The organism is Trueperaceae bacterium (genome assembly GCA_023954415.1).
GTDB lineage: Bacteria > Deinococcota > Deinococci > Deinococcales > Trueperaceae > JAAYYF01.
On sequence record JAMLIB010000011.1, the window covers coordinates 1 to 15,708 of the forward strand.

General features: G+C 69.9%; 15 protein-coding genes and 1 pseudogene. 12 read left to right on the forward strand and 4 right to left on the reverse strand.

Annotation, left to right across the window (positions count from 1 at the left end):
- From M9914_12465 to M9914_12500, 8 genes and pseudogenes are all read left to right on the forward strand, one after another.
- Window positions 1–1,726: heavy metal translocating P-type ATPase (locus tag M9914_12465; protein ID MCO5174991.1), on the forward strand; the 1,726-nt coding region annotated here is incomplete at its 5' end.
- Between the two features lie 252 nt (window positions 1,727–1,978).
- Window positions 1,979–2,458: a heavy metal-responsive transcriptional regulator gene (locus M9914_12470; protein ID MCO5174992.1), complete on the forward strand. Its 480-nt coding sequence runs from the start codon at window positions 1,979–1,981 to the stop codon at window positions 2,456–2,458.
- A gap of 489 nt (window positions 2,459–2,947) precedes the next feature.
- Window positions 2,948–5,098, forward strand: coding sequence for a cation-translocating P-type ATPase (locus tag M9914_12475; GenBank protein MCO5174993.1), 2,151 nt, complete (start codon window positions 2,948–2,950; stop codon window positions 5,096–5,098).
- A gap of 600 nt (window positions 5,099–5,698) precedes the next feature.
- A complete protein-coding gene (locus M9914_12480) occupies window positions 5,699–6,064 on the forward strand; it encodes a metalloregulator ArsR/SmtB family transcription factor (GenBank protein MCO5174994.1) in 366 nt (121 codons plus the stop codon).
- Window positions 6,064–7,086 (forward strand): annotated as a pseudogene (arsB, locus tag M9914_12485) (ACR3 family arsenite efflux transporter). Before M9914_12480 ends, arsB begins: the two are co-directional and overlap by 1 nt.
- 98 nt (window positions 7,087–7,184) lie before the next feature.
- Window positions 7,185–7,646 carry an arsenate reductase ArsC gene (locus M9914_12490; GenBank protein ID MCO5174995.1) on the forward strand — a complete coding sequence of 154 codons (462 nt, stop codon included), beginning with the start codon at window positions 7,185–7,187 and terminating at the stop codon, window positions 7,644–7,646.
- A complete protein-coding gene (locus tag M9914_12495; protein ID MCO5174996.1) occupies window positions 7,643–8,053 on the forward strand; it encodes a hypothetical protein in 411 nt (136 codons plus the stop codon). The genes M9914_12490 and M9914_12495 overlap by 4 nt, the downstream gene beginning before the upstream one ends.
- A gap of 504 nt (window positions 8,054–8,557) precedes the next feature.
- Window positions 8,558–9,088, forward strand: a complete 531-nt coding sequence (locus M9914_12500; GenBank protein MCO5174997.1) for a DDE-type integrase/transposase/recombinase — start codon at window positions 8,558–8,560, stop codon at window positions 9,086–9,088.
- Between the two features lie 360 nt (window positions 9,089–9,448).
- Here the strand turns inward: M9914_12500 and M9914_12505 are convergent, their stop codons facing one another.
- Complete coding sequence (locus tag M9914_12505) at window positions 9,449–9,685, reverse strand: hypothetical protein (protein ID MCO5174998.1); 237 nt, start codon at window positions 9,683–9,685, stop codon at window positions 9,449–9,451.
- Window positions 9,686–10,059: 374 nt separating this feature from the next.
- Here M9914_12505 and pdxS point away from each other — a divergent pair, with 374 nt between their 5' ends.
- The 4 genes from pdxS to merA all read left to right on the forward strand — a co-directional run bounded on the left by pdxS (window position 10,060) and on the right by merA (window position 13,635).
- Entirely contained in the window at window positions 10,060–10,914 is an 855-nt protein-coding gene (gene pdxS, locus M9914_12510) for a pyridoxal 5'-phosphate synthase lyase subunit PdxS (GenBank protein MCO5174999.1), read from the forward strand.
- 449 nt (window positions 10,915–11,363) lie between these two features.
- Window positions 11,364–11,693, forward strand: coding sequence for a hypothetical protein (locus M9914_12515; GenBank protein MCO5175000.1), 330 nt, complete (start codon window positions 11,364–11,366; stop codon window positions 11,691–11,693).
- A 66-nt stretch (window positions 11,694–11,759) separates the two neighbouring features.
- Window positions 11,760–12,182: a MerR family DNA-binding protein gene (locus M9914_12520; protein MCO5175001.1), complete on the forward strand. Its 423-nt coding sequence runs from the start codon at window positions 11,760–11,762 to the stop codon at window positions 12,180–12,182.
- 34 nt (window positions 12,183–12,216) lie between these two features.
- On the forward strand, window positions 12,217–13,635 hold the full coding sequence (merA, locus tag M9914_12525) for a mercury(II) reductase (GenBank protein MCO5175002.1): 1,419 nt from the start codon (window positions 12,217–12,219) through the stop codon (window positions 13,633–13,635).
- A 28-nt stretch (window positions 13,636–13,663) separates the two neighbouring features.
- On the opposite strand, the gene M9914_12530 is transcribed toward merA, so the two are convergent.
- From M9914_12530 to M9914_12540, 3 genes are all read right to left on the reverse strand, one after another.
- Window positions 13,664–14,260: an SCO family protein gene (locus tag M9914_12530; protein ID MCO5175003.1), complete on the reverse strand. Its 597-nt coding sequence runs from the start codon at window positions 14,258–14,260 to the stop codon at window positions 13,664–13,666.
- Between the two features lie 3 nt (window positions 14,261–14,263).
- On the reverse strand, window positions 14,264–14,917 hold the full coding sequence (locus tag M9914_12535) for a DsbA family protein (protein ID MCO5175004.1): 654 nt from the start codon (window positions 14,915–14,917) through the stop codon (window positions 14,264–14,266).
- A gap of 66 nt (window positions 14,918–14,983) precedes the next feature.
- Window positions 14,984–15,580, reverse strand: coding sequence for a hypothetical protein (locus M9914_12540; GenBank protein ID MCO5175005.1), 597 nt, complete (start codon window positions 15,578–15,580; stop codon window positions 14,984–14,986).
- Between the last annotated feature and the right edge of the window lie 128 nt (window positions 15,581–15,708).

Sequence of the window (15,708 nt, forward strand, 5' to 3'; positions counted from 1 at the left end):
GCTGATCAGCCTCGCCATCACCGTCGCCTACGTCTACAGCATGGCGGTGGCACTCGGCGTGCCCGGCATGCCATTCTTCTGGGAGCTCTCCACCCTCATCGCCATCATGCTGCTGGGCCACTGGATCGAGATGGCCAGCGTGCAGGGCGCCTCCAGGGCGCTTGAGAACCTCGCCTCGCTAATCCCCCATACCGCCCACCGCATCGTGAACGGCGCCATCGAGGACGTGCCCGTGTCCGAGCTGCGCCACGGCGACCGCATCCTGGTGCGCCCGGGCGAGCAGCTCCCCGCCGACGGGCTCGTGACCGAAGGCCGCAGCAGCGTCAACGAAGCCTTCCTCACCGGCGAGTCACGGCCTGTCCCCAAGGAGGAGGGCTCCGAAGTGGTGGCCGGCGCCGTGAACGGCGAGGGCGCCCTCACCGTCGAGGTCTCCCGCACCGGCGGCGAGACCACCCTGTCGCAGATCCAACGCCTCGTCGAGGAGGCGCAAGCGTCGCGCAGCCGGTTCCAGAACCTCGCCGACCGCGCCGCCGGCTGGCTCTTCTACATCGCCGTGGCTGCGGGCGTCATCACCTTCGTGGCGTGGCTGGCCGCTTCCGGCGACCTGCAGCAGGCCATCGCCCGCACCGTCACCGTGCTGGTCATCGCCTGCCCCCACGCGCTGGGTCTCGCCATCCCGCTCGTGACCGTCAACGCCACCGCCATGAGCGCCGCCAACGGCATCCTGGTGCGCAACCGCGAGGCGTTCGAGCGCGCCCGCGACATCGGCATCGTCGCCTTCGACAAGACCGGCACCCTCACCGAAGGCAGGTTCGGCGTCAGCGCCGCGCACGCCCACGGCATGGACGAGCGCGAGGCGCTCGCCGTCACCGCCGCGCTCGAGACCAGAAGCGAGCACCCCCTGGCGCAGGCCATCGTCGAGGAGGCGCAGGCGCGCGGCCTGAGCCTGCCCACGTCCGAGGAGTTCGAGGTCGTGGCGGGCAAGGGCGTAAAGGCGCGCGTGGACGGCACCACTTACACCGTCGGCCGCCCCGAGTGGGTCGAAGAGCAGGGGCTGGCGTTCCCCGAGGCGCTCAAACGCGCCCTGGCGGAGGCGGAGGCGCGCGGCGAGAGCGCCATCGTCCTCATGAACGAACAGACCGCCCTCGCCGTGATCGGCCTCGCCGACCGCGTGCGCCAGCGGGCGAAGGACACCATCCGCGCCCTCAAGGCCGCCGGGGTCGAGCCGGTGATGATCACCGGCGACGCCGAGGCCGTGGCGCGCACCGTCGCCGCCGAGCTCGGCATCGAGCGCTACTACGCCCGCGTGCTGCCGGGCGAGAAGGCGGAGAAGGTGCGTGAACTGCAGAAGAGCGCGCGCACCGCCTTCGTGGGCGACGGCATCAACGACGCCCCCGCCCTGCTCGAGGCCGACCTCGGCATCGCCATCGGCGCCGGCACCAACGTCGCCATCGAATCAGCCGACCTCGTGCTCGTGGAGAACGACCCGCTCGACGTGCTCGCCGCCCTCAAGCTCTCGCGCGCCACCTACCGCAAGATGATGCAGAACCTGGCGTGGGCGACCGGCTACAACGCCGTCGCCATTCCCCTTGCCGCTGGGGTGCTGGCCGGCATCGGCTTCCTGCTCTCGCCGGCGGTAGGCGCCGTGCTCATGAGCGCCTCCACCATCGTCGTCGCCATCAACGCCATGCTGCTGCGACGCACCGACCTGAAGGCCACCGGATAACGGCACATCCCTTCTGCCACCGAAGCCCAACGGAGGGGCCGTCGATTCGGCGGTCCCTCCGTTGCGTGGAGTCGGTTGAGACGGTTCGTGCAGGCACAATGTTGCCGACGGCGCCGTGGTCCAGCACAAGACCTGACGCCTTTCAGGCGCGTAGAGGACACCAGAAAGTGAGAAGCGAGGATCATTGTTAGTGACACATTTCAGATGCGGAGCGAACGGCGCCATAGTTTCCAGTTCACTACAATGTTGGTTATGGGTAGGGAGGCGCAGATGCAGATAGGTGAGTTCGCCGCCAAGGTCGGCATTAATCCGAAGACGATCCGCTACTACGAGACGCGTGGGCTGTTGCCTTCGCCGCCCCGCACGGAGGCGGGCTACCGGATCTACGGCGACGGGGACCTGGAGCGCCTGCAGTTCATCCTCAAGGGGCGAGCGATCGGCTTGTCGCTGGAAGAGATCGGCAGCGTGCTAGGCATGCGCGACGACGGCCAAGAACCGTGCGAGCACGTGCGGGTGCTGCTCGACGTGAAGCTGGCCGCCATCGACGAGCAACTGCGGGCCCTGAACGAGCTGCGCGCGGAGTTCCTGTTCCTGCGTGGCGAAGCGGACGGCACGACGAGCAGCGACGACTGCGTGTGCGGCATCATTGAGCATTACAAAACGAAGCGCTCCACCGGGGCAGCCTCCTACTTGACGGCCGCGCCGAAACGCGAACGAACGCCGGCCCCATAGCGCTCCCCTCACTAGCGTCACGCCTTCACTTGCGACCCCGAACTCCTCTTCGTCGGCACGCACTTGACCTTCCAGTCGACTGGAAGGCGTAGCGTTGCTCTAGGCGAAGAGGCGCTGGCTGAGAACGCCGGCCATGACCTTCGAGAGGAGCACGCACGATGACGCGAACGGCTCGGTTCACAATCCGCGAGCAAACCCCGATCCACTGTGAAGGCTGCGAGCAACGGATCGGCAACGCCCTCCGGCGCATCTCTGGCGTCCAGGAGGTGCAGGCGAGTCGGGAAACACAAGAGGTCCACGTGACCTTTGATCCGGAGAAGACCACTGCGGAGCAGGTCCGAGCGAAGCTAGATCTAGCCGGCTTCGAGAGCAACGAGGAGTAGGGGCCGCATGAGCACGCCCACAGCAGCCGTCGAGGGTGGTGCGGCGCCCTTCGGGCGTGGCACGCTGGGTGGTGAGCCGGAGAAGCTGCAACTCAAGGTCGGGGGGATGCACTGCTCCCTCTGCACCGACTCCATCCGCCGCGCCGTCGGCCGGCTCGTGGGCGTGCGCTCGGTTGAGGTCTCCATAGCCCACGAGGAGGCGCTGGTCGAGTACGACCCGGCGCATGTAACACCGGACGTCATCACCGGGACGCTAGAAGACATCGGCTACACCGTTCGCGAGCCGGACCAAGCCGAAATGTTCGTCGAGGAGGAGCACGACCTGGCGGTCGCGCGCCACAAGGCTGGTCTCTCGATCGGCCTGTTGGTGGCGGCTAGTCTCGTGATGACCGCCGCAATGCTCGGCGGCCCCGCTCTCTTTCTCGCCCTGGCGATGGGTGCACTGGCGCTCTTCACCGCGTTCGGGCCGGCTCGCTTCATCCTCGTTCGCAACGGTTGGCAGTCGCTCCGGCGCGGTATCTTCAACCAGGACGTACTCGTCACCGCCTCGGCGCTGGGTGGCCTCCTCGGCGGCGGCGTGGGCCTGGCGGTGCCGGCTGTTCCTGCCGGTGGGTTCTTCGGCGCGACGGTATTCGCGGTGGCATTCCATCTCATCGGCGGGTACGCCTCCGTCCTCGTTCACGTCCGCGCCTCCCAATCCGTACGGCGCCTCCTCGCCCTCACGCCTGACACGGCCCAGCGCCTCACCGCAGATGACGGGGAGGAGGCCGTGCCCGTCGCGCAGCTCCTGGTGGGGGACCGCGTGCGCGTCCGTCCCGGCGAACGCATTCCAGCGGACGGCACGGTGTTGGGCGGCGCTTCCGCAGTGGACGAGAGCCTTGTGACGGGCGAACCGATCCCCGCGGACAAGCTGGCTGGCAGCGAGGTGATCGGCGGGTCGCTCAACCAGACCGGCAGCCTGACCTTGCGCGTCGATCGGGTCGGTAGCGAGAGCTTTCTGCGCACCGTCGCGCGGCACGTCGCCGAGGCGCGCGCCCTGAAACCCGGCATCCTGCGGCTGGTCGACCGGGTGCTGCTCTACTACGTCCCCGTCGTCCTCATCGCCAGCCTCGTTGGCCTCCTCGCCTGGACGCTCGGCGCATGGCTTCTAGAGGGCGAACCCAACTGGTTACGGGCCGGCTTCGCGGCCCTGACCGCGCTCATCATGGGTTACCCCTGCGCATTGGGCATGTCCACGCCACTGGCGATCATCCGGGCGAGCGGCGAGGCAGCCGAGCGCGGCATCATCATGCGTTCCGGCGAAGCGTTCCACGTCTTTCGCAACGTCGACACCGTCGTGTTCGACAAGACCGGCACGCTTACCGAAGGCAAACCCCACCTCGTCGCCACCAGTTGGTTGCACGGCGACCCGAACGAGCTCCTGGGGTGGGTGGCGAGCGTCGAAGCGCATTCCGAACACCCGCTCGCCCAGGCGATCGTTAGCAACGCCCGCGAGAAGGGCCTCACCCTCGCCACGCCCGAAGCGTTCGAGGCCCGACCCGGCCGCGGGGTGGACGGCACGATTGCGGGACGCCGGCTCCTGGTCGGCACGCGACGCTTATTAACGGAGGAAGGCGTCAACCCCGCCCCGCTCGACTCCCTCGTCGGACGGACCCAGGCCCAAGGGCAGACCGTCGTCCTGGTGGCGCTCGATGGTCAGGCCGCCGGCGTGCTGGCCCTGGCGGATCGCGTGAAGCCCGACGCGCGTGAGGCCGTGGAGCGAATCCAGCGACTGGGCGTGAGGCCGGTCTTGCTCACCGGCGACAACGAACGGTCCGCGAGGGCCGTCGCCGAGGCCGTGGGAATCGAGGAGGTGCGGGCCGAGGTCCTGCCGGGCGACAAGGCAGCCGAGGTACGGCGGTTGCAGGCGCTAGGTCAGCGGGTCGCGATGGTAGGGGACGGCATCAACGACGCACCGGCCCTGATGCAGGCGGACGTGGGCGTCGCCATTGGCTCCGGCACCGACATCACGCTCGAAGCTGCCGACGTGGTGCTGGTGAGCGAGCGGCTGGCGACGCTCGTCGAGGCGCGCGAGCTGGCGCGGCGCAGCTACCGCCTCACCGCCACGAATGTCGCGCTGGCGCTCGCCTTCAACGGCATCGGTGTCCTTGCGGCCATCACGGGCTTGGTCACGCCCGTGTGGGCGATGGCGGCGATGGCGGTCAGCGTGAGCGTGGTGCTGGCCAACTCGTTTGCCGGCCGACTGCTTGCAAGATGAGCCCAGGCACAGCGCCCGCGCGTGTCCCTGGCGTGCGGTGGGCCTGACGGGGGCGCTGGAATCGAGCTCGGCCGCGTCGCACGCTGCCGGGGGACGTACAGCCTTAGAGGCGGCATCGCACAACCGCCCAAGTCGAATGCGGGGTCGGTGCTCGCGAGCAGCACCGACCTGCCGCCCTCGGCCAACGTCACCACCGTGACGCACGCCAGCGCCGAGTTCCGACGCCGCCCTTGCCGGTAATGAACACACCTATTTTGTCCGGCGGAATGCTTTAGCTCCTCCCAGCCGGACGCGTCAGCAGCCATCGCACCAGTCGCAACCGCAACAGTCGATGGCCGCCCGACTTTCCGTCGCTCCACCGGGAACGGGCTCCAACCCCGAACCGAACGTAACATTCTCTTGCGCCATGCCCCCCTGCTCGCTCGCGGCGTCAGCCCCACACTCGCAACAGCACCGCTCGGGTCTTGCCAGGTTATTCATATGCGCTCCTTGCCTTCCCGGCCGCTTGCGGATCGCTACTGCATCCGGCCGGGTGAGGCCACCGCCCGATACATAGATGGTAATCGAACAGTTAGACGCCCGTCTGTGTATGGGCGTCCCATGGAGACCAACCCACTACTCCTCAGGCTGCTGGGCGACCCGACGCGCTGGCGCATCGTGGAGTTCCTCGCCCGCCCCATCCAGAGCTGCTGCAGCCGCGACGACGGCGTGTGCGGCTGCGATCTCGAGGCGTTCTTGGGACTCACGCAGGCCACCGTCAGCCACCACATGAAGCAGCTCGTCGACGCCGGCCTCGTCATGGCCGACCGCCGTGGCCGCTGGGTCTACTACGAGCTCCAGCCGCAAGCCTTCCGCGCCCTGGCGGCACGCCTCGAGGGCGTCGCGAGCGCCACCGAGGCCGCCCTCGCCGCTAAGCCCGCGGCCAGCCGCCCGCCTGAGGGAGCGGCGGAGGCGGTGGGGGCGTGATCAAGCGCCTCTCGCTCCTCGACCGCTACCTGACGGTGTGGATCTTCGCCGCCATGGCCGTGGGCGTGCTGCTGGGCGCGCTGGCGCCCGGCTTCGGTCGCCTCCTGGACGGCATGTCGGTGGGCGCCACCAACCTGCCCATCGCCATCGGCCTCATCGTGATGATGTACCCGCCACTCGCCAAGGTGCGCTACGGCAAGCTGCCGCAGGTGTTCCGCAACGGGCGCCTGCTGGGCCTGTCCCTGCTGCAGAACTGGCTCATCGGGCCCGTGCTCATGTTCGCCCTCGCCGTCATCTTCCTGCGCGGCCACCCCGAGTACATGACGGGCCTCATCCTCATCGGCCTAGCGCGCTGCATCGCCATGGTGCTGGTGTGGAACGAGCTGGCCGAGGGCGACAACGACTACGCCGCCGGCCTGGTGGCCTTCAACAGCGTCTTCCAGATCCTCTTCTTCGGCGCCTACGCCTGGCTCTTCATCACCGCCCTCCCAGGGGTCCTCGGCCTGGAGGGCAGCGTGGTCGACATCTCCATGGGCGAGATCGCCAGCGCCGTGCTCATCTACCTGGGCGTCCCCTTCGCCGCCGGCGTCCTCACCCGCGCGCTGCTCATCGCCCGCAAGGGCCAGGCGTGGTTCGACGACGTCTTCCTCCCCCGCATCAGCCCCCTCACGCTCATCGCGCTGCTCTTCACCATCGTGATGATGTTCGGCCTCCAGGGCGGCACGCTACTTGCCAGCCCCCTCGACGTGCTCATTATCGCCGTGCCCCTGGTGCTCTACTTCGTGATCATGTTCCTGGTGTCGTTCCTCATGGGCAAGGCGGTAGGCGCCGACTACTCCCGGACCGCCACCCTGTCGTTCACCGCCGCCAGCAACAACTTCGAACTCGCCCTCGCCGTGGCCGTCAGCGTCTTCGGCCTCGGCTCCGGCGTGGCGTTCGCCGCCGTCATCGGACCGCTCGTGGAGGTGCCGCTGCTCATCGGCCTGGTCGGCGTGGCGCTGTGGCTGCGCGGCCGCCTCTTCAGGGCCACAACCCCCGCGCCCGAGGGCGTGCTCGCCGCCGCCCAGGAAGCGTGCGCCACCACCGCCGCGTTGGCCGAACAGCTCGAAGGAGCCACCCGATGAGGATCTTGGTGCTCTGCACCCACAACAGCGCCCGCAGCCAGATGGCGGAGGGTTGGCTTCGGCACCACGCGCGCGAAGCCGGCCTCGACGCCGAGGTCCACTCGGCCGGCACCGAAGCCACCCGCGTCAAGCCCGAAGCGATAGAAGCCATGCGCGAGCTTGGCATCGACATCTCATCCCACGCCTCCAAGACCCTCTACGACGTCCCCGACCCCTGGGGGTTCGACCTGGTCCTCACCGTGTGCGACGCCGCCAACGAGGCCTGCCCCGCCTACCCCGCGAAGACCACCCGCCTGCACGTCTCCTTCCCCGACCCCAGCGGCCAGGGCCCCGAGCGCTGGCGCGAGGTGCGCGACGCCATCGGCGCGACGAGCCGGCAGCTCGTACGTGCTCTCGACGAAGGCCGTACCCCAAGCGAGAGCGAGCTCGTCCCCTTGGGCCTGAGGAGCAAGCCGTGAGGCGCGAGCCCGAGGTGCTCTTCCTCTGCACCCACAACAGCGCCGCAGCCAAATGGCTGAAGTCATCCTCAGGCGCGCCGACTACCGCTTTCGCGCCTACGGAGCCGGACTCGAGCCTCGCTCCATCCACCCCACACCAACCGGGTGATGGAGAAGGCGGGCTACGCGACCTCTCCAAGCAGGCCTGCAACGGCGTCAAGGACTACCTGAGGCTCAGGAACGTCGCCTACACGATCAGCGTCTACGCCCACGCCGACGAAGCCTGCTCCCGCGTTTTCCCCACCGCCCGCATCATCCTGAACTGGCCTTCGATGACCCCTCCACACTCCACCGCCCCGGCGAGGAAGCCCTCGAATACTTCCGCCGCGTACGCGACCATATCAAGGCTAGGATCGGCGCGTGGCTGACGCAGCTCGACCAGACCAGCCTTAACGGGGCATTGGTGCAGACGAGCCTGGCGGACACCTGAGCTAAGCCCCGCCAGGCCCCATGCGCGCCTACCCCAGTACGCCATAACCATCGGCTCACACTCGAAGGTGATAGGTATCCGGCGCCACCCCTCAAGGGGCAGTTGTGCGTGTCACGCCCGGGCCCGCGTCATAACCGGGACACCGACTCGCGTGACCGAATGGCTAATGAAGCCCCAACGAAGTAAACCCCGCCCACGAACATGGTTCCTGCGCAGCATTTGAGGAGGGACCCATTACCTCTTCGCGCCCGATGATGTAGCGGTCTTCTCTAAAGTGGACAGAAACGGCAGCTTGGTTTTGGACACTTCTGTCTAGTTCGGTTGTCATCTTTTCGTTTCGTGGTCGGGGTGGTAGTTGGCCTCCCAGTACGCTTGGGGTTGCAACCAATCAAAGCTAGAGGGAGGCCTGCCCCCGGTGATAGCACGCGAGGTCCGCTTGTTGATGAAGCACAAGGTGAAAGAAGGGGTTCCGATCGCCGTTGTTGCCCGGGAGTTGGGTGTGGCACGGCGAACGGTTTACAACGTCCTGGAGCGAGGAAAACCGAAGCCAAGACCGCAGCGTGGTTCGAAGCTCGACCCGTTCAAGGATCACGTCAGTGCTCGGCTGGAGGTGTTCGACATTCCGGCTACCGTTCTTTTTCGGGAGATCCGCAAGCAGGGTTACGCGGGCTCGTTGACAACGTTGAAGGTGTTCGTCAGGGGCATGAAGGGGGAGCAGGTGAGGCGCCTCACCGAGCGGTTCGAGACCCTGCCGGGGCAGCAGGCGCAGGTCGACTGGGGTGAGTGCGGCACCGTCCTTGTGAACGGGGCCAGGCGCCGCCTGTACGTTTTCGTGCTGGTCCTGGGTTACTCGCGCATGCTGTTAGCCAGGTTCACAACCAGCACCCGCCAGCCGCTGCTGCTGTCGCTACTGCGCGAGGCGTTCGAGCTGATGGGCGCACCCAAGGAGTTGCTGGTCGACAACATGCGCTAGGCGGTGGACAGGCACGTCCTGGGCGAGGAGGTCCGGTTCAACCGGGCGTTCCTCGACTTCTTCTGCGAGCATTACGGGGTGCTGCCGCTGGCCTCGCCGCCCTACTGGCCGCGGGTGAAGGGGAAGGTGGAGAGTGGCGTTAAGTACGTCAAGCGCTCCTTCCTCGCCGGCCGCTCCTTCACCACCGTCGAAGACCTGAACGGCCAACTGGAGACCTGGCTGGCACGCTGTAGGCGACCCCGAAGAGACGTATGTGCGGTCCCGAAGCGGCTCGGGCCCCTAGGATGCGCGTGCTGGCCGCCGCCCCACTTCGCCGAGCCCAGCCGGGCGCGCCGGGGATGCCTAGGGCGGGCCAAGCCGTCACCGCGAGTTGCCATCGGCGTCTTCCCCCCCTTGGGCCTCGGCCGGCCGCCGCTCGGGCAGCCGCTCGTCGAGAGCACGCGCCTCTCGCATCAACAGCAGCACGGCGAACGGGCAGAGGGCGAGTAGGGCGAGCGGCACCCAGATCGGCAGCGACTCGCGCGTGAAGAGGACGGCCAACAGCGCGACCGTCGCGATAGCCCAAGCGAGGTGCCGGTGCATGTGGCGCACGTTCATAGCAGTTCAGCTCCTTTTCCGTCCCGCTCGTCGATCCGAAGGGCGGGCGGCGACCCCGGGGCCAGGCACCTCGTGGGAGCGTCGTTGGCGCAGCCTTCCGGACGCCCCCCCGGGCGGCCGGGCAAGCGTCCGCCGCCGATGCCCCATGTTCCCCTACGGGTGTTCAGGCTGTTCAAGGCCCATGCAAAGTTAGTGTTGCCTCGCAAACACCAGCCGCCGCAGCCGGCGCCCCCCAGCGCGGCCAGGGCGTAGCATGATCACGAGAAGGGCAGGTAAACATGCACCAGGAAAACGGGGCGGGGAGCGCAACGCGCGCAACCGCCAGCGCGCGCACGAGCAAAGCGGGATCTCCTGAAACGTTCAAGGGCGGCGTCATCATGGACGTGGTGACGCCCGACCAGGCGCGCATCGCCGAACAGGCGGGCGCAGTGGCGGTGATGGCGCTCGAGCGCGTGCCCGCCGACATCCGCGTGCAGGGCGGCGTGGCGCGCATGTCCGACCCCGGCCTGATCGAGCAGATCATGGCCGCCGTGTCCATCCCCGTGATGGCCAAGGTGCGCATCGGCCACTTCGTCGAAGCCCAGATCCTGCAGGCCATCGGCGTCGACTTCATCGACGAGTCCGAGGTACTGACCCCCGCCGACGACGCCTACCACATCGACAAGCGCGCGTTCAGCGTGCCGTTCGTGTGCGGCGCCACCAACATCGGCGAGGCCCTACGGCGCATCGGCGAGGGCGCCGCCATGATCAGGACAAAGGGCGAGGCCGGCACCGGCAACGTGGTCGAAGCCGTGCGCCACGCCCGCAGCGTGATCGGCGAGATCCGCGCCCTGCAAAGCCTGGCCAGCGAGCAGCTCATGAGCTACGCCAAGGAACACGGCGCCCCCTACGACCTCGTGCGTTACGTCCATGAGCACGGCGCCCTGCCCGTGCCCAACTTCGCGGCCGGCGGCGTGGCCACCCCCGCCGACGCCGCGTTGATGATGCAGCTCGGCGTCGACGGCGTGTTCGTGGGATCCGGCATCTTCAAGGCCGCCGCCAGCGAGACCGATGAGAGCCGCCGCCAAGCGGCGTGGGCGCGGCGCGCCCACGCCATAGTGAAGGCCGTGAAGCACCACGACGACCCCGCCGCCCTCGCCGAACTGTCCAAGAACCTGGGGGAGGCCATGGTCGGTATCGGCATGGAGTCGCTCGCGGAGGACCAGCTTCTGGCCCGCCGGGGTTGGTGAGCGCCCGGCTGCCGCGCGCTGACGGCCAGAACGCGGCAGCCGCCCCCCCGGACCCCATGAAAACGCCGCCGCCCCCACAGGGGTGAAGGCGCGCGACGGTTCCTCGCTTAGCCTGTGTCCGCTGCTGAATCCCAGCCGCGGTTGGGCTTCGGAGCGCTCAGCGACAGGGCGGCACCCGACCGTGCTCACCGGAGCCGTCCTCGCTCTCGATGTTGATGTGGAAACGGTAACCCAGAGCAGCGACGAGGCCCGTCAAGTGTCCGCAGGTGAAACCGGCGGACACTCCGCGCTTCAGGCGAAAGGAGCCGTGCCCGGCTGAGCGCCGCCGCCGTCCAGCCGGGCACCTCGGTCCCTCTAGTTCCGGCCCGCGAGGCGCGCCGTGAGGCGGCGCCCCCGGGTCAGGCCGGCCCATGTCGGCTAAGACGTCGCCGCTACCGGCTACAAGGGCGTTGTCGTCAAGGCGCGACACGCTTGTCCACATCGGCGCCACCCTTGTCGACTTTCCTTACGGCGCGCCGACCCCGCAACTCATGGAGTCGATCTACCCGCTGGTTTACGGTTACCTGGCCGGGACGACCGTGGGCGACGCTTCTGGCAACAACGTGTGGTTGGGAAGTGGCGCCGACAAGGCGGCGACCGCCCTCGTGTGCAAGCTCGACCTATTCAAGCGCGACGCGGCGTTCAAGCCAAAGGCGGGCTGCACGGAAGTGATCGTGACCGTTTCGCGGTTCATGAACGTGACGGCCGGCTTGCCCTGTTGCATCTTGAAGCGCACGTAGCAGCAGGAGCCGCGAACCGCATGAGCCGGCGACGTGTGGGCGGAAGCGTCACCGCTACCATGGGGCATGACGACGATCGGGCAGTTGGCGCGGCGCACGCGCGAGTCGGTGAAGACCCTCAGGTACTGGACGGACCTGGGCCTGCTGGCGGCCGAGCGCGGCGCCAACGGCTACCGCTACTACGGCGCCGGGGCCGCCGAGCGCGCGCAGTTCATCCGCGGCGCGCAGGCGCTCGGCCTCACGCTGCGGGAGATCGGGGACGTCCTCGACGCGCGCGAGCACGAGCACCCGCCCTGCCAGGAGGCGCGCGAGGTCCTGGTGCGGCACCTGCGCGACGTGCGCGAGCGCCTGGCGCAGTGGACGCGCCTGGAGGCGGAGCTCGCCGAGCGGCTGGCGTGGGCGGAGGCGCACCCGCGCCCCGCCTGCGAGGGCGAGGGCTGCGTCTACCTCGCCGACCCGTCCGCCGCGTGCCCGGGCGCGGCCGCTTGACCCTCCCCTTTACGGGAGGGTCTAGCCTGCGGGCATGGCCAGGGCAGAGAACTCCCATCACGACCTGTTGATCATCGGCACGGGCGGGGCGGGCACCGCCGCCGCCATCCGCGGCGCCGAGCTGGGCGCGCGCGTCGCTATCGCCGAGGGCACGGTGGTGGGCGGCACCTGCGTCAACGTCGGCTGCATCCCCTCCAAGCTCCTGCTCGAGGCGGCCGCCCACTTCCACGCCGCCCGCAGCAGCTTCCCGGCCCTCGCCAGCGAGGCGCGAGCCGCCTGGCAGCAGGCGCAGGCGCGCAAGGGCGCCGTGATCGAGCGCCTCCGGCAGGAGAAGTACCTCGACGTGCTCGCCGGCTACGAGGGCGTGACGCTCCTGCGCGGGGAAGCCGCGCTCCTGGGGGCGGGCCGCGTGCGCGTGGGCGAGGCGGTGGTGGGCGCGCGCAAGGTGGTGATCGCCACGGGCGCGGCGCCCGCCTTACCGCCCGTCCCCGGCCTGGCGCAGGGGGGCGCCCTCACCAGCACCAGCGCCATGGAGCTTAAGGTGCTGCCGGCGTCGCTGATCGTGCTCGGCGCCGGCGCCGTCGGCCTGGAGCTGGGCCAGGCGTTCGCGCGCTTCGGCGTCAAGGTCACCGTGATTGAGGCCGAAGCGCGCATCCTGCCCGCCGAGGACCCCGAACTCTCGAACGCGCTGGCGAACGCCCTCGCCGCCGAGGGCCTGGAGCTGCGCACGGGCGCGCGCGTGACACGCGTGGAGCGCGATACGACCGGCTACCGCCTCGACGTCGCGCAGGGCGGCACGGAAGAGACGCTGCGCGCCGAGCAGCTCCTGGTGGCCACCGGCCGCCGCCCCGCCACCGCCGGCCTCGGCCTGGAGGCGGCGGGGGTGGAGGTCGACGCGCGCGGCTTCGTGCGCGTCGACGGGTTCATGCGCACCTCGAACCCGGGCGTCTTCGCCGCCGGCGACGTCACCGGCGCCCCCCAGTTCGTCTACCTCGCCGCCGCGGCGGGCCGGGTCGCGGCGGAGGCCGCCCTCGCCGACCTCACGGGCGCGCCCAGCGTGCCGCTCGACGCGAGCGTGGTGCCGCGCGTCACCTTCACCGACCCGCAGCTCGCCGCCGTGGGCTTGACGGAGGCGCAGGCGCGGGCGGCGGGGCACGCCGTGCAAGTGGCGACGCTGCCGGCGGCGGCCATCCCGCGCGCGGCCGTCACCGGCTCCGACCGCGGCCTCATCAAGCTCGTGGCGGATGTGGCCGGCGGCCGCCTGCTCGGCGCGCACCTCCTGACCGCCAACGCCGGCGACGTCATCGGCGAGGCCACGCTGGCGCTGCGCTTCGGCCTCACCAGCGCCGACCTCGCCTCCACCCTCCACCCCTACCTGACGTGGGCGGAGGGCGTGAAGCTGGCGGCGCAGGCGTTCACCCAGGACGTGACCAGGCTCTCCTGCTGCGCCTGAGCGGTGGACGCCGTGACGATGGCGTCTGTCACCACGCCGGGCCCGCCAGCACGGCCCGCAGGTCCTCCTCCAGGCCCGCGAGCCTGTCCTGCGGGTAGAGCAGGCGCATGGTGCGGTCGGGCCCCAGGAGCGCGACGGGGTCGGAGTGCGCCACGAGCCCGTCGCCCAGGGCGTTGACGCCCACGTAGAAGCGCAGGGCGGCCTCGGCGACCTCCTGGTTGCCGCCGCGCAGCCCAAGGAAGGTGGGGTGGAAGCCCTCCACGTAGGCCCGCAGGCGCTCGGCCGTGTCGATGGCGGGATCGACGGTGACCATCACCACCTGCACCTCGGCCGGTTCGCCCAGGCCGCGGTAGGCGCGCGCCAGGCGCGCCATGGTGAGCGGGCACACGTCGGGGCAGCTCGTGTAACCGAAGAACACCAGCAGGTAGGGCGCGGCCAGGTCCGCGAGCGCGGCGCGCTCGCCGCCGGTGGTGGCCAGGGTGACGTCGCCCATGGGCAGCGGGCTGTCGAGCAGCACGCCCGCCCACCCCGGCGCGGCGCCCGTGCGCGGGAGGAAGAGCGCGGCGCCGGCGGCCACGAGCGCCAGCAGCGCGACGGTTACTAGGATGAGGCGCCTTTGCGGCATGGGTCACCGCCCGCCGGCGAGCTCGCGCTCGATGGCGCTGGCGAGCGTCTCGTAGCTGGGCGCCTCGAAGCCTTGCGTGCCCACCACGATGGAGGGGGTGCCGCGCACGCCGACTCGGTCGCCCAACTCAAGGTCGCGCTGCACTTCGCTCAGGTAGCGCCCGTCCGCGAGGCAGGCGCGCAGCTCCGCGGCGTCGAGGGCGGGCACGCTCTCCGCGATGGCCACGAGGTTGGCGGGGCCGGCCCAGGCGCCGGCGTGATCGTCCTGCGCGGCGTAGAGGGCGCGCTTGTACTCCCAGAACGCCCGCTCGTCCTGGCGGTAGGCGCACTCGCCGGCCAGGCCGGCGGTGGTGGCGCTCTCGGCGCCCCAGGCGAGGTTGACGTAGTACGCCTGCACCTGGCCCGTGTCGATGTAGTCGCGCTGGATGCGCGGGAACACGCTCTCCTCGAACGCCTTGCAGTGCTCGCACAGGAAGTTCTCGAACAGGATCAGCTTCACGGGCGCGTCCTCTCGCCCCAGGGTGGGCTGGCCGGCGTAGCCGCTGGCGGGAGCGCTGACGGTGGCGGCAGGAGCGAGGAACTGGCGGTAAGCGAGGAAGCCGGCGGCGAGGAGGGCGAGGACGGCGAGAGTGGCGAGGGTGAGGCGGCGCTGGGTCACGGGGTGAGGCTCCAATCGTGGCGCGGGTTCATTTGCGTGGGGCGGCGGGAAGGCTGGCGGCCCGGGTCACGGCGCTTCCGGCGAGTCGGCGTCGGCCCCACCTGCGCTCGCGGGCTCCCGCGTGGGCGCCTCGTCTGCCCCCTTGCGCAGCGCCGCCACCGTGATGCCCACCCCCGCCAGCAGCGGGATGCCCACCACGAACACCAGCCAGGTCGCCAGGCTCTCGGGCCCGGTGGCGGTGGGCGGGAACACGAAGTAGAGCGGTTCGGCCGTCGCGCCCTCGCCCACGACCAGGGTGACGCCGGCGCGCGCCTCCTCCTGGCGGAAGGTCTGGTCGCGGAACACCAGCCGCCACGCGCCCCCATGCGGCAGCACGAACTCCGTCTGGTAAACGCCCGGCGCGACCTCGGCGAAGCGCTCGCTGCTCACCACCGGCTCCGCGATGATCAGGCTCTCCGCGCTCTCGCCCGGCACGTCCGCCAGATCGCTGTGCGGACCGGCTTCCAGGAACACGATGGCGTCCTCGACCGGCGTGCTCACGGGGTCGTGCATCTTGAGGTTCAGCGTTATGCGCTCGCCGGCGCGCGAAAGCGTGGGGTGCGTGGTGACCGTGCCGAACACCAAAGTGGCGTGCGCCAGGGCGCCGCCGCTCAGCGCCAGCACGAAGGCGGCGCGCAGCGCCCGGAGGCGCGCGCGGACTGGTCGTGCGGTGGGCGCCCGCGACGCCAGGCGAGAGGGTGTTGGCGCTAGCGGGCGCGAGCTGCCCTGTTGGCATGATGGTCTCACGGCTC

Bases quoted from the DNA above. Each gene is read 5' to 3' on its own strand.
- M9914_12470 (MCO5174992.1), top strand. From the start codon at position 1,979: ATGGGTAGGGAGGCGCAGATGCAGATAGGTGAGTTCGCCGCCAAGGTC.
- M9914_12475 (MCO5174993.1), top strand. From the start codon at position 2,948: ATGCACTGCTCCCTCTGCACCGACTCCATCCGCCGCGCCGTCGGCCGG.
- M9914_12480 (MCO5174994.1), top strand. From the start codon at position 5,699: ATGGAGACCAACCCACTACTCCTCAGGCTGCTGGGCGACCCGACGCGC.
- M9914_12490 (MCO5174995.1), top strand. From the start codon at position 7,185: ATGAGGATCTTGGTGCTCTGCACCCACAACAGCGCCCGCAGCCAGATG.
- M9914_12500 (MCO5174997.1), top strand. From the start codon at position 8,558: ATGAAGCACAAGGTGAAAGAAGGGGTTCCGATCGCCGTTGTTGCCCGG.
- M9914_12505 (MCO5174998.1), bottom strand. From the start codon at position 9,685: ATGAACGTGCGCCACATGCACCGGCACCTCGCTTGGGCTATCGCGACG.
- M9914_12520 (MCO5175001.1), top strand. From the start codon at position 11,760: ATGACGACGATCGGGCAGTTGGCGCGGCGCACGCGCGAGTCGGTGAAG.
- merA (MCO5175002.1), top strand. From the start codon at position 12,217: ATGGCCAGGGCAGAGAACTCCCATCACGACCTGTTGATCATCGGCACG.
- M9914_12530 (MCO5175003.1), bottom strand. From the start codon at position 14,260: ATGCCGCAAAGGCGCCTCATCCTAGTAACCGTCGCGCTGCTGGCGCTC.